We start from the raw sequence: 13,598 nt of genomic DNA, 5'->3' as shown, positions 1-13,598 counted from the left end.
CTCTCTTTAACTCTTGTTGCCTTCACAAATTGGATTTGGTCTATGTTCACTGGGGAAACTCTTCTTCTCACCGGCGGTACCGGCTCCTTCGGAAATGCCGTACTCAAACGCTTCCTGAATACCGACATCGATGAAATACGCATCTTCAGCCGGGATGAGAAAAAACAGGATGACATGCGCAAGCGCTACACCAATCCCAAACTCAAGTTCTACATTGGCGATGTGCGTGATTACCAGAGCATTCTGAATGCCACCCGAGGTGTGGACTTCATCTTCCACGCCGCAGCCCTCAAACAGGTGCCGTCCTGCGAATTCCATCCCATGGAAGCAGTTAAAACCAACGTTCTAGGCACCGAAAATGTCCTCGAAGCAGCAATCCAGAACGAAGTGAAGCGTGTGGTTTGCCTGAGTACCGACAAGGCCGTATATCCCATCAACGCCATGGGCATTTCCAAGGCGATGATGGAGAAGGTGATGGTGGCCAAGTCCCGTAATGTGGACCCGGAGAAGACCGTTATCTGCGGTACTCGCTACGGCAACGTAATGGCGTCTCGTGGGTCGGTTATTCCTCTTTTTGTAGATCAGATTCGTGCCGGTCAGGCCATAACGATTACCGATCCGAACATGACCCGTTTCATGATGACCCTGGCGGATGCGGTGGATCTGGTGCTTTATGCTTTTGAACATGGCGCCAATGGTGATCTGTTTGTGCAGAAAGCACCGGCCGCCACAATCGAAACCCTGGCACGGGCGCTTACCGATTTGATGGATAAGCCAAATCACCCCATTAACGTCATCGGTACCCGCCACGGCGAGAAGCTGTTTGAAGCGCTACTCAGCCGGGAAGAAATGGCTTGCGCGCAGGATCAGGGTGGCTATTACCAGATACCGCCCGATCTGCGGGATCTTAACTACGGCAAGTTTGTGGAGCAGGGGGAAGAGAAAATCTCTCACACCGAGGATTACAACTCCCACAATACTGAGCGTCTGGATGTAGCCGGCATGCAAACCTTGTTGCGGAAGCTGGATTTCATTCGTGCCCTGGAACGGGGTGAATACCTCAACACGGAGGAGTGAAGCATGCGGGTATTGGTAACCGGCGCTAACGGTTTTATCGGCAAGAATCTGCAGATGCATTTGCGTGAGCGGGGCGGTGTCGAGATTGTGCCATTCACCCGCGAGCACACTGTGGCGGATTTAACCGGTCTGCTGGAAGGCGTGGGCTGGGTGTTTCACCTGGCGGGGATCAACCGACCGGAAAACCCTTCGGAGTTTGTGACCGGCAATGCTGGCCTTACCCAGGCCCTGTGTGACGCGGTAAAAGAAACCGGTCGCAAAATTTCCGTGGTTTATACCTCGTCGATTCAGGTAGAGCGGGATAATGACTACGGCACCAGCAAACGTTTAGCGGAAGACGCTCTGCTGGAACTGCATCAATCTGCCGGCTGCTCGGTTTACATCTACCGCCTGCCCAACGTATTCGGTAAATGGGCACAGCCTGATTACAACTCGGCCGTGGCTACCTTCTGCCACAATATTGCCCGGGATTTGCCGGTACAGATTAATGCTCCGGATGCAGTGATTCAGCTGGTTTACATCGATGATGTAGTGGCCAATTTTGTCGGTTTGCTGGATGGCGGGGCGGAGCCCACTCCCTTTGCCGAGGTAGAACCGATTTACCAGATTACCGTAGGTGAACTGGCGGAGCAGTTAGAGCGATTCAAAGCTACCCGGGATAACCTGATCACCGAACCCGTAGGCACCGGCCTGACCCGTGCCTTGTACTCCACCTATGTGAGCTACCTGCCACCGGAGAGCTTCACCTACACCGTTCCCCAGCATGGGGATGAGCGTGGTGTGTTTGTGGAAATGCTGAAAACCCCTGATGCCGGCCAGTTCTCGTTCTTCACTGCCCACCCCGGCGTTACCCGTGGCGGGCACTACCATCATTCCAAGACTGAAAAGTTCCTGGTGATCAAAGGCGAGGCCTGTTTCCGTTTCCGCCACATGCTGACAGGCAAGTATTACGAACTGCGCACCTCCGGCGATAAACCGGAGATTGTGGAAACCGTGCCGGGCTGGACCCACGACATCACCAACGAAGGCGACAGCGAGCTGGTGTGCATGCTCTGGGCCAACGAGATTTTTGACCGCGAACGCCCGGATACGTTTGCCCGCCCAGTAGGAACAGCAGAGTGACTTTATGAAAAAACTGAAACTGATAACGGTGGTGGGGACCCGGCCAGAGATTATTCGCCTCTCCCGCGTAATGGCCAAATTGGATGAGCATTGCGAGCATATTCTGGTGCACACCGGCCAGAACTACGATTTCGAGCTCAATGAAATCTTCTTCCAGGACCTGGGCATTCGCCAGCCGGATTATTTCCTGAATGCCGCCGGTGCCAGTGGCGCGGAAACGATCGGTAACGTGATTATCGCCGTTGACCGGGTGTTGGCCGAGGTGCAGCCGGAAGCCCTGCTGGTACTGGGCGACACCAACAGCTGCATGGCCGTTATCCCCGCCAAGCGCCGCAAGATCCCTACCTTTCACATGGAAGCCGGCAACCGCTGTTTCGATATGCGGGTACCGGAGGAGATCAACCGCCGCATTGTTGACCACACGGCGGATATCAACCTCACCTACAGCGCCATTGCCCGGGATTACCTGCTGCGCGAAGGCTTGCCGCCAGACCGGGTGATCAAAACCGGCAGCCCGATGTTTGAAGTGCTGAATCACTTCCGCGAGGGCATTGATGCTTCCGATGTTCTGGAGCGATTGGGACTAAAGGAAGGGCAGTTCTTTGTGGTCAGCGCCCACCGGGAAGAGAATGTAGATTCCGACAAGAACTTTCAGGCCCTGGTCGACACCCTGAATGCCGTAGCGGAGCAGTACGGCCACCCGGTGATTGTCTCTACCCACCCCAGAACCCAAAAACGGGTGGATGCCATGGGTGTGCAATTTCATGAAAATGTACGCCTGCTGAAACCAATGGGATTCAAGGATTACAACAAGCTGCAGTTAAGCGCCAAGGTGGTGTTGTCTGACAGCGGCACCATTAACGAAGAAGCCTCCATCCTCAACTTCCCGGCTCTGAACATTCGTGAAGCCCACGAGCGCCCTGAAGGCATGGAAGAAGCCGCCGCTATGATGGTGGGCCTGAGCAGGGCACGAGTGCTGCAGGGCCTGGCCATTCTGGAAAGCCAGGGCCGTGGCGATGAACGCACCCTGCGCCTGGTGACTGATTACAGCATGCCGAATGTATCAGACAAGGTGGTTAGGCTTATTCACAGCTACACGGACTACGTGAACCGGGTTGTGTGGAAGAAATACTGATTCAGGAAATATCATGAAGTTTGTGCTGATTGCGGATACCTTCCCCCCGTTGCGGACATCGGGGGCGGTGCAGTTGCGGGATCTCTCAAGGGAATTTTTAAGGCAGGGCCATTCGTTAACGGTGATGCTGCCCACCCCGGATATGCAGGAACCCTGGGCGCTGGAAAACCGGGATGGTGTTCAGGTACTCAGGTTGAAAACGCCCAAAACCAAAGATATTGGGTACGTGCAGCGCACTTTGGGCGAATTCTTAATGCCCTTTGCGATGCTTCGTAACCTCCGAAAAAGCCCCTTGGCAGATACTTCCTGGGACGGTGTGGTGTGGTACGCTCCCAGCATTTTCTTTGGCCCTATTGCGAACGCCTTGAAGAAAGCGAATGACTGCAGAGGCTATCTTATTATTCGGGATATTTTCCCGGAATGGGCAGTAGATATGGGCTTGATGGGCCGGGGCCTTCCTTATCGTTTTTTTCGTGCAGTGGCCAACTATCAGTATTCTGTTGCCGATGTTATCGGGATTCAGACACCGGGAAATGCAGTCTACTTCGATGAGTGGCGCAAGGACGAGAGCCGTAAGCTGGAAGTGCTGCAGAACTGGTTGGCAGATGCACCGGCGGGGCACTGTTCCATTGATGTTGCCAAGACGGTTCTAGCCGGACGAAAGGTGTTTGTCTACGCGGGCAACATGGGGGTTGCGCAGGGTATGGATATTCTGCTCGATCTGGCGGAATCGCTTGGCGATCGTCAAGATATTGGTTTTCTGTTTGTTGGCCGCGGTAGTGATGTCCAAAAATTGGCCGCAGATGCAAAGCGTCGAAATCTCGACAATGTTCTTTTTCACGATGAAATCGACCCGGACGAAATTCCCGGCCTATACGCTCAGTGCGATGTTGGGTTGGTGGCGCTCCACCCGCGCCACAAGACTCACAATATTCCCGGTAAATTTCTGACCTATATGCAGAGTGGGTTGTCCGTCCTGGCAAACATCAATGAAGGCAATGATCTCGTTAACCTGATCCAGGAAGAGCAGGTTGGGGCAGTGGCAACCGATGGCACTGTGGATTCGTTGAAAAGAATGGCGGAATCTCTCATCGAGCAGCGGGAAGTAGATGCGGAGCTACCCTCACGGTGCCGGGCCGTGTACAAGCGGCTTTTTTCGCCAGAGACGGCTGTTAAACAGATCGTTGGTGCACTGGAAAGATAATGGATTGCCTGTAAATTTTTTGCCGCGTAATATATCGAATGATACGAAAAACCACCGTTTTAATCTCTATGAATTTTCGAGTCCAGCCTTAATATCCACTCACTTGTTGATTGTATCGTTCGTACCAGTAACAGCGCACCCTCTCAATACCAGTTCCTTTATTAACCAGGATTTTTCTTTTTTATGTGCGGAATCGTCGCTGCTGTATGCCACTGAGAAGTTACTCCTTTTCTGATCAGTGGCCTTAAAGCCCTGGAGCACAAGGGCTATGACTCTGCCGGCGTTGCTCTATTGAATGGCTCTCTTCACCGGGCTCGTTCCATCGGGCAGGGTGGCCCCCTCGCACTGGTTGACGAAGGCATGCCGGTGGTCGTCGTCGCCCCCAATGACGATTTACTGGAAAAGCTAAAGTCCAACATGGAAGAAGTTCGGGCCGGCGGTGGCAAGCTCTTCGTGTTTGCCGACGGTGACAGCAAGGTCAGGGCGGAGGAGGGCGTGCAGGTACTGAAAATGCCTGAACACTATGGTGCCCTGTCTCCAATTCTTCACGTCGTCGCCCTGGAGTTACTCGCCTACCATGTCGCACTGGTGAAAGGCACGGACGTGGATAAGCCCAGGAATTTAGCGAAGAGTGTCACTGTGGAATAGGTGACGGATAGCCTTTATACGCCCGGGGAAACAATCGCATACCGAAAAATGGGGCCAGATGCGGATACTGATGGCGGCTATTGTCTGCCCAACGATAGCAAGCAGCAGTTGGCCCACTAGGAGGAGCTCCCTAACAACCTGATTCGGGCCATTGTCGACTCCAATATTCTGATCTTGTCCGGGCCGGCCAAGGTAATTGTTGCGCTGTAACGGCCACCCAGAGTGATTGCTGTCCAAATTCTTGGCAGAGCCGGTGCTTATCTTGGGGAAGACAATAAAGTAAGGTATGAAGACCGTTATGAGCGTTCATGATGTTAATTTTACGCCCACGTGGAAATGCTTTGGAGTGAATGATGCACAATTATGACGTGTTCAACGGTGATGCAGATGGCATTTGCGCCCTGATCCAGCTCCGCCTGGCGGAGCCTTGTGAATCTACCCTTATCACCGGCGTAAAACGCGACATAGCCCTGGCCCAACAGGTGCCGGTTGAGTCGCCTGCTCAGGTGAACATTCTCGACATCAGCCTTGATAAAAACCGTGAGGCGGTGGACGAGCTGCTGGCCGCCGGCTGTTCGGTGTTTTATGTGGATCACCACTTCCCCGGGGAAACCCTGCCGGATGCGCCTGGCTTTACGGCTTTGATCGATACCCAGCCTACCACTTGCACCAGCTTGCTGGTAGATCAGCATTTGGGTGGCCGTTTTCATAACTGGGCCATTGCGGCTGCTTTTGGCGATAACCTGAATGCGGTGGGTGAAGAACTGGCGGAGAAGGCCGGTTTGTCGTCTGAGCAAACCCAGGCGCTGAAAACGCTGGGCGTGTGTACCAACTACAATGGTTATGGTTCCACGGTTGAGGATTTGCACTTCCATCCGGCGGATTTGTACCGGGCGTTTGTGAAGTTTGCAGACCCGCTGGATTTGATTGCCTCCGAGCCCGCTGCCTGGCAACGGTTGCGTGATGGCTATGAGGCGGACATGGCTCGGGGACTAGCTGCGCACATGCTTTCGGAATCCGCGACATCACTTGCTGTGAAGTTGCCGGATGAAGGCTGGGCTCGCCGGGTGAGTGGTGTATTGGGTAATGAGCTTGCCAATCGCAACCCGGATAAGGCTTGTGCGATCGTAACCGCGCAAGCCGACAATACCTATCTGGTGAGTATTCGTGCGCCCCTGAATAATCGCAGTGGTGCTGATGAAGTGGCTCGCAGTTTTCCCACCGGTGGTGGGCGTAAGGCGGCAGCCGGGATTAACTCGTTGCCTGCGGAGGAGCTGCAGGCGTTTCTGGATACCATGGCGGCATTCTGGAAGAGCTGATTTTGTGCCATGGAATCCGCGGGAAAACATATAAATGGAATAGTTATGACGTTAATCCCTCCAAAGAAAACTCACCTCAAACAACTCGAGGCGGAATCCATTCACATCATCCGTGAGGTGGCCGCCGAGTTTGATAACCCGGTGATGCTGTATTCCATCGGCAAGGATTCCGCGGTCATGCTGCACCTGGCGATGAAAGCCTTCGCCCCGGGCAAGCCACCGTTCCCGCTGATGCATGTGGACACTACCTGGAAGTTCCGGGAGATGATCAAGTTCCGGGATGAACTGACACAGCGGCTGGGTTTGAAACTGATTGTGCATACCAATCAGGAAGGCGTGGCGCAGGGCGTTGGGCCCTTTACCCACGGCAGTGCCAAGCACACCGATGTGATGAAGACCCAGGCACTCAAACAGGCGCTGGACCATTACGGTTTTGACGCCGCGTTCGGCGGTGCCCGCCGGGATGAGGAGAAATCCCGGGCCAAGGAGCGGGTGTACTCCTTCCGGGACAAATTTCATCGCTGGGACCCGAAAAACCAGCGCCCGGAGCTCTGGCAACTCTATAACGGCAAGGTCAACAAGGGCGAAAGCATCCGGGTTTTCCCTTTGTCTAACTGGACCGAGCTGGACATCTGGCAATACATCTATCTGGAGAACATCGACATTGTGCCGCTGTATTACGCCGCCGAGCGTCCGGTGGTGGAGCGCGATGGCACCCTGATCATGGTGGATGACGACCGGATGCCGCTGGAAACTGGCGAGAAGCCGGAGCTCAAGATGGTGCGATTTCGTACCCTGGGCTGCTACCCGCTGACCGGCGCGGTGGAGTCCGAGGCGGCCACGCTGCCGGAGATTATCCAGGAGATGCTGCTCACCAAAACGTCTGAGCGCCAGGGCCGGGTGATCGATCACGATTCGGCGGCGTCCATGGAGCAGAAGAAAAGGGAAGGGTATTTCTGATGTCACACGCCTCCGAATTGATTGAATCCGATATCCTCGCGTACCTGGACCAGCATGAAAACAAGGACCTGCTGCGCTTTCTCACCTGCGGCAGCGTGGATGATGGCAAGTCCACATTGATTGGTCGCCTGCTGTTTGATTCCAAGCTGATTTTCGAAGACCACCTGGCGGCGTTGCACAAAGACAGCGCGCGCCAGGGCAATGCCGGTGAGTCTTTGGATCTGGCGTTGCTGGTGGATGGCCTGGCTTCCGAGCGGGAGCAGGGCATCACCATTGATGTGGCCTACCGTTATTTTTCCACCGATAAGCGCAAGTTCATCATCGCCGACTGCCCGGGCCATGAGCAGTACACCCGCAATATGGCCACCGGTGCGTCTACCTGTGATCTGGCGGTGGTGATGATTGATGCCCGCAAAGGTGTGCTTACGCAATCCCGCCGGCACAGCTTTATCGTCAGCCTGCTGGGGCTGAAGCACATCGTGGTGGCCATCAACAAAATGGACCTGGTGGATTTCTCCGAGGAGGTGTTCAACAACATCCGTGAGCAATACCAGACGCTGGCGACTCAGCTTGGGCTGGAGGACGTTCATTATGTGCCGATTTCAGCACTGAATGGCGATAACCTGGTGAACCGCAGCGAGCAGACGCCCTGGTACCACGGCGAAACCCTGATGACTATTCTGGAGCAGGTGGAGGTTCTAGAAGACAAGAACCTGACGGATCTGCGTTTCCCGGTGCAGTATGTCAACCGCCCGAACCTGGATTTCCGCGGCTACTGCGGGACTCTCGCCAGCGGTGTGGTGCACAAGGGCGATGAAGTGGCGGTGCTGCCGTCCGGTAAAATCTCCCGCGTAAAGGGTATCCACGATTACGAAGGCGAGATCGAACGAGCCTGGCCGGGGGATGCCATCACGCTGACCCTGGAAGACGAAGTGGACATTTCCCGCGGTGATCTGCTGGTGCATGCGAACAATCGGCCTGCGCTGGGTAACCGTTTTGCGGCCCATATCGTCTGGATGAACGAAAAGGCGCTTAAGCCTGGCCGTGAGTACGGCATCAAGATCGGGACCCGGGTAACCAACTGTTATGTCAATGAGGTTCTTGAAGAAATTGATGTCAACACGCTGGAGCGCAATCTGGACGCCCAGGGTGGCCTTGATCTGAACGCTATTGGCCTCTGTGATATTGAGCTTTCCGAGCCGGTGGTTGTCGAGGATTACCAGGGCCATCCCGGTACTGGCAGCTTCATTTTGATTGACAAGCTGACCAATGTGACCGTGGCGGCCGGCATGGTGGCCCGGGCTCTGGATGGCGCCGGTGCCATGACTGATCGGGAATACACCGAAGCGGAGCGCAATCTGAATCGGTTTATTCGGGAGAATTACCCGGAGTGGGCTTGTAAGCCGGTTTAAAAGGGAGAAGAACTTTGGCTGATAATATTGTCTGGCACGATCACAAAATCACCCGTGCCGAGCGTTCCGTTAACAAAAACCAGAAACCGTGCCTGCTTTGGTTCACCGGCCTGAGTGGCTCTGGCAAGTCGACCATTGCCAACGCACTGGATGTCGCCTTGTACAAACGTGGCTACCACACGTTCCTGCTGGATGGTGACAACGTTCGCCACGGTTTGTGCAAGGATCTGGGTTTTTCGGACGACGACAGGGAAGAGAATATCCGCCGGGTGGGCGAGGTGTGCAAACTCTTTGCCGACGCGGGTTTGATTGTCATGAGCGCCTTCATTTCGCCATTCACCGGCGACCGACGCCTGGTGCGGAAGTTGTTTCCGGCGGGCGAGTTCATTGAAGTGTTCATGGATACGCCGCTGGCTATCTGTGAGGAGCGCGACCCGAAGGGGCTGTATCAGAAGGCCCGGTCCGGCCAGCTTAAGCACTTCACCGGCATCGATTCGCCTTACGAGGTGCCGGCACACCCTGAGATCCGGCTGGATACGTCCCGGCACACGGTGGAGGAGTGTGTTGAGTCGCTGATTGCCTACCTGCTTGAGCGGGAAATGATCGCCCGTAAGGATTGAATCCATGGAGTGGCAAGGCATAGTAACGCTGATCACACTGTTTTCGGTGTTGTCAGCACTTGCGCTTACCCGCGTTGCCGCTGACCTGGTTCTGATGGCGGCTTTGGCATTCCTGTTGATTTCAGGGGTTCTGGGACCAGCAGGGGCTCTGGCGGGGTTCGGCAATCCAGGCGTCATTACCATTGCCACCCTTTACGTGGTGGCGGCGGGATTGAAGGAAACCGGGGCGGTGCAGTGGATTGCCCGCCGGTTGCTGGGGCACCCGAAAACGGAGAGAGCTGCCCAGCTGCGAATGATTGCGCCCACCGGTATTCTCAGCGGTTTCATGAATAACACGGCTGTGGTCGCCATGTTCATCCCCGCCATTCAGGACTGGGCCCAGCGCCTCGGTTTTCCTGCTTCCAAGTTGTTGTTACCTTTGAGCTACGCAGCCATTCTCGGCGGCACCTGCACTCTGATCGGCACCAGCACCAATCTGGTGGTGGATGGCATGCTCCAGAGCCAGCTTGGTATTAACCTGGGTTTGTTCGAGCTGGCCTGGGTTGGCATTCCGTTATTGGTGGCCGGCGGAACGTTTCTTGTGCTTTTTGCTTCACGAATATTGCCTGACCGTGGTGGCGTCGCCGAAGAACTGGACCTGGTGCGGGAATACGGCGTTGAGGTTGAGGTGGTGGCTCCGGGGCCACTGGTAGGCAAAACCATTGCCGAGGCCGGCTTGAGGGCGCTGAGCTATGGCTACCTCACCGAGATTGACCGCGGAGGCCGGCTGATTACTGCCGTAGAGCCTGACCGGACACTGCAGGCCGGTGACCGACTGTATTTTGTAGGCGCACCGGAGTGTGCCAGTGAGCTGCGCCGTATTCAGGGCCTGAAATCGGCCAGCGGCAGTGTGCACAAGCTGGAGGTAGCGAACCATCAGCGGTGCTTGGTGGAGGTGGTTATCGGGCAGGAGTTTCCGGCGCTTAACAAAACGATTCGCGATAGCCGGTTCCGAACCCGCTTTAATGCGGTGATTCTGTCTCTGTCCCGCGAAGGCAAGCGGGTGCCGGGTAAGCTGGGTGATATCACTTTTCGGATGGGGGATACCCTGTTGTTGGAGGCCAGCCAGCAGTTTGTGGAGCAGTACCGGTTTCGAAGGGACTTCCTGCTGGTCAGCGCGCTCAATGATTCTACGCCGCCGGACTTCCATAAGGCCCCAAGGGCGCTGGGAATACTGGCGCTGATGGTGCTGGTGAGTGCAACCGGGCTTTTGCAGATCATGGAAGCCGCATTTCTCGCCGCAGGAGCCATGATTGTTTCCGGCTGTATTACGGCAAGCCGGGCCAGACGGAGTGTGGATTTGCCAGTGCTGGTGGTGATTGCGGCGTCATTTGCGCTGGGTAATGCCATGACTGAAACGGGTGCCGCAATCTGGGTCGCCAATGGTTTGCTGGGTTTCGGGGAATGGACGCCCTGGATGGCGTTAGCGCTCATATATGTGTTGACCGCTGTATTCACCGAGCTGATTACCAATAATGCGGCGGCGGTGCTGATGTTCCCGATAGCGCTGGCGCTTTCCGAACAACTTGGGGTTAATTTTCTTCCGTTTGCGGTTACCGTGATGTTTGCTGCGTCGGCTTCGTTTATCACGCCGTTGGGGTATCAGACGAATTTGATGGTTTATGGCCCGGGGCGGTATCAGTTTGTGGATTATGTGCGGATCGGGCTGCCGTTAAGTCTCTTGGTGGGCTGTGTTGCTGTTGGATTGATACCTCTTGTCTGGAGTTTCTGAACAGCCGGTTTGCTGGGTTCACTTACTTTTGTCAAACTTTTTGAACGCCCCGAGAGGCGTTTTTCATTTTCAGGCGTTCTCCCAAGACGCCCTTACGTCAAACCTTCGTAAACGGCCAATGAACCCCATAACCGCGCGTCCGACGATTAGGGAAAACAACATGACCAATATCTGGATGGTGTGCTGATCGACAGCGGGGCCAGGATGGTCTCAAGGGGCCATACCGCAGAGGCCCGGGTGCTGTTCTACTCGGGCATTAACGAAAGAGCCATTCTCGCCGCATGAACTTCATTATTCGAAATAAAGTCAGCATAGTCTGCACCTGTACTCATGCCCTGTAGCTCCTTTAGGCTATATCGGAGTCCAGCCCATGCCCTTAATGTGAAGAGGTAAACTTGTTGGCCAATGCCGTTCAAGTGGCAGGGACATGCTAAATGCAGCGCATTTATTCTCGTGCAGTTCGGATCTCAGCGAATGGCGTTCTCAGCCTGCTTTTATCTTTTTTAGTGGTAGGCGCCGTTTTCTTTTCTGCTCATGCCCAGGCTTTGCCGCCAAACTTTCAGTTGGAAACCGTGGTTCCCGGCCTGAACCAGCCTGTTTATCTGACCGAACTCCCGGACAGCCGAATGCTAGTGGCTACAAAGTCAGGCCAAATACGCATCTTTGACCCGAATCTGCCGTGAAATTAATGTTCGAGGGAGGCGGGGTCGGGGGTAGTCGTTGACAGATTTTAGAGCTCGAAAGCTGCGCGCACCTCCTCATCGGTGCGTAGGGATCCTGGAAATTTGCCGGTTCGTAGTGCGGTTTGCCACGTATTCCACGAGCGCCCGTACGCAGCTCTCGCCATCCAGAAGAGCAGAATCAAACGCAGGCGCCGAGGAAGGCTATCTGGTTGCCGAAAGATCAATCGACGTACATCCCGATAGGTCAGGTCCATGCGCTGGAAAATCCCGTGGTGATTAATCTGGAGCTGATTGACGTCCAGTCCGGGTCGTATCTTGGTGAAGAGGACATTGTCAGAGTTGAGGACTGGTGGGCACTTATGATGTTTGCCCTCTATCTAATCTGACAAATCCACATCTGAGCCACCTTAATGCCAACAAGTGTCATAAAATGTTAAAAGATGTATTTGCTAGTATTCTTCTAGTTTATCCGTAAGTTAATATCCCCTCTCGTTTTTATGCCTTTCTACTCAGCATTAAGGGGAACACATGGAATCTGCAGGCTTTCTGGCCCTTTTCGCTGGTCTTATTGCATATTTTTCCCTGATGGCGTTAAAGCCCGTGGCTGCGCGGATACGTCTGTTGGATTTGCCTGACCACCGAAAGGTGCACATTGGCGCCGTGCCGCTGATCGGGGGCTTGAGTGTGTTTATCGGGTTGTTTGCGGCCTGGATGATTTCCATGCCGTTGACCGGAGGCTATGGGATCTATTTGCTCGCGTCTCTGTTACTGGTGGTGTTGGGCGCTGTGGATGACGCGCTACATGTGTCCGCCCGGTTTCGCTTGTGGTCACAGGTGGCTCTGGGAGCGCTGTTAACTTATGGCTCTGGTGTGTCCCTTGTAGACTTGGGCAATCTTCTGGGAATGGGCGTGATCGAGCTGGGCTGGTTGGGACCGTTGGTCACCATTGCTGCTGTCATTGGCGCGACCAATGCGTTCAACATGGTTGACGGTATTGATGGCCTGGCAGGCAGTATGAGTCTGGTGACGCTTTTATCGTTATCACTTCTTTTCCTGTTGGCTCCCGGAAACCAGTTGGCGCTGGCGCTGGCGTTTTCGATTGCTATTGCTCTGTTGCCCTATATGGCGGCAAATCTTCGCATTCCACCTTTCAGAAAGCGGATTTTCATGGGGGACGCAGGCTCCATGTTCATCGGGTTTTCCATCGTTTGGTTGCTGGTGAAAGGTACCCAGCCCGAAACCCAGGCACTGCGGCCCGTGACGACCCTGTGGATCATCGCCATCCCGCTGATGGACATGGTGGCTATTATGATGCGCCGTGCCCGCAAGGGGCAGTCGGTGATGAAACCTGACAGGGAACACTTGCACCATATCTTCCAGCGGGCCGGGTTTACCGACCGTCAGGCATTGGTGGTGATCACCCTGGTTTCGCTGATATTTGCCGGCACTGGGCTGGTGGGGGAGTATTTCCAGGTTCCGGAATGGCTGATGTTGACGCTTTTTGTGGTGGCGTTTGCCGCGTATGACTGGGTGTTGAGCCATGCCTGGCGGTTGTTGGTTTTGTTCCGGAAGAGAAAAGCTGTTACGTAATTGCCTTGTTGTTTGTTTTCCTGCGTTTCCTCACAGGTAGTTCTTGCCGCTATGGGG

General features: G+C 54.8%; 11 protein-coding genes and 2 pseudogenes. All 13 read left to right on the top strand.

Going from position 1 to position 13,598, the window contains the following annotated elements:
- The first annotated feature begins 42 nt into the window (after positions 1-42).
- The 13 genes and pseudogenes from F6Y09_RS14305 (at position 43) to wecA (ending at position 13,541) form a co-directional block, all read left to right on the top strand.
- On the top strand, positions 43-1,077 hold the full coding sequence (locus F6Y09_RS14305; RefSeq protein WP_152207614.1) for a polysaccharide biosynthesis protein: 1,035 nt from the start codon (positions 43-45) through the stop codon (positions 1,075-1,077).
- Between the two features lie 3 nt (positions 1,078-1,080).
- Complete coding sequence (wbjC, locus tag F6Y09_RS14300) at positions 1,081-2,199, top strand: UDP-2-acetamido-2,6-beta-L-arabino-hexul-4-ose reductase (protein WP_152207613.1); 1,119 nt, start codon at positions 1,081-1,083, stop codon at positions 2,197-2,199.
- A 4-nt stretch (positions 2,200-2,203) separates the two neighbouring features.
- Positions 2,204-3,334, top strand: coding sequence for a non-hydrolyzing UDP-N-acetylglucosamine 2-epimerase (gene wecB / locus F6Y09_RS14295; protein WP_152207612.1), 1,131 nt, complete (start codon positions 2,204-2,206; stop codon positions 3,332-3,334).
- A gap of 13 nt (positions 3,335-3,347) precedes the next feature.
- On the top strand, positions 3,348-4,538 hold the full coding sequence (locus F6Y09_RS14290) for a glycosyltransferase family 4 protein (RefSeq protein WP_152207611.1): 1,191 nt from the start codon (positions 3,348-3,350) through the stop codon (positions 4,536-4,538).
- Between the two features lie 333 nt (positions 4,539-4,871).
- Positions 4,872-5,186: pseudogene (locus F6Y09_RS14285) on the top strand (glutamine--fructose-6-phosphate transaminase (isomerizing)); the annotation flags it as partial.
- Between the two features lie 353 nt (positions 5,187-5,539).
- Complete coding sequence (locus F6Y09_RS14280) at positions 5,540-6,505, top strand: DHH family phosphoesterase (protein WP_152207610.1); 966 nt, start codon at positions 5,540-5,542, stop codon at positions 6,503-6,505.
- 54 nt (positions 6,506-6,559) lie between these two features.
- On the top strand, positions 6,560-7,465 hold the full coding sequence (cysD, locus tag F6Y09_RS14275) for a sulfate adenylyltransferase subunit CysD (protein ID WP_246180560.1): 906 nt from the start codon (positions 6,560-6,562) through the stop codon (positions 7,463-7,465).
- Positions 7,465-8,877 carry a sulfate adenylyltransferase subunit CysN gene (gene cysN / locus F6Y09_RS14270; protein ID WP_152207608.1) on the top strand — a complete coding sequence of 471 codons (1,413 nt, stop codon included), beginning with the start codon at positions 7,465-7,467 and terminating at the stop codon, positions 8,875-8,877. Before cysD ends, cysN begins: the two co-directional genes overlap by 1 nt.
- A 14-nt stretch (positions 8,878-8,891) precedes the next feature.
- The gene (cysC, locus tag F6Y09_RS14265; RefSeq protein WP_152207607.1) at positions 8,892-9,497 is read left to right on the top strand and encodes an adenylyl-sulfate kinase; all 606 of its coding nucleotides are present in this window, start codon (positions 8,892-8,894) and stop codon (positions 9,495-9,497) included.
- Between the two features lie 4 nt (positions 9,498-9,501).
- Entirely contained in the window at positions 9,502-11,268 is a 1,767-nt protein-coding gene (locus tag F6Y09_RS14260; protein ID WP_152207606.1) for an SLC13 family permease, read from the top strand.
- Positions 11,269-11,702: 434 nt separating this feature from the next.
- On the top strand, positions 11,703-11,951 hold the full coding sequence (locus tag F6Y09_RS14255) for a hypothetical protein (RefSeq protein ID WP_152207605.1): 249 nt from the start codon (positions 11,703-11,705) through the stop codon (positions 11,949-11,951).
- Between the two features lie 218 nt (positions 11,952-12,169).
- Positions 12,170-12,337: pseudogene (locus F6Y09_RS14250) on the top strand (hypothetical protein); the annotation flags it as partial.
- Positions 12,338-12,479: 142 nt separating this feature from the next.
- A complete protein-coding gene (gene wecA / locus F6Y09_RS14245) occupies positions 12,480-13,541 on the top strand; it encodes a UDP-N-acetylglucosamine--undecaprenyl-phosphate N-acetylglucosaminephosphotransferase (protein WP_152207604.1) in 1,062 nt (353 codons plus the stop codon).
- Positions 13,542-13,598: the final 57 nt, after the last annotated feature.

Source organism: Marinobacter changyiensis (assembly GCF_009193265.1).
GTDB classification, from domain to species: Bacteria; Pseudomonadota; Gammaproteobacteria; order Pseudomonadales; family Oleiphilaceae; genus Marinobacter; species Marinobacter changyiensis.
This window is presented reverse-complemented; position numbering and strand designations above follow the sequence as displayed.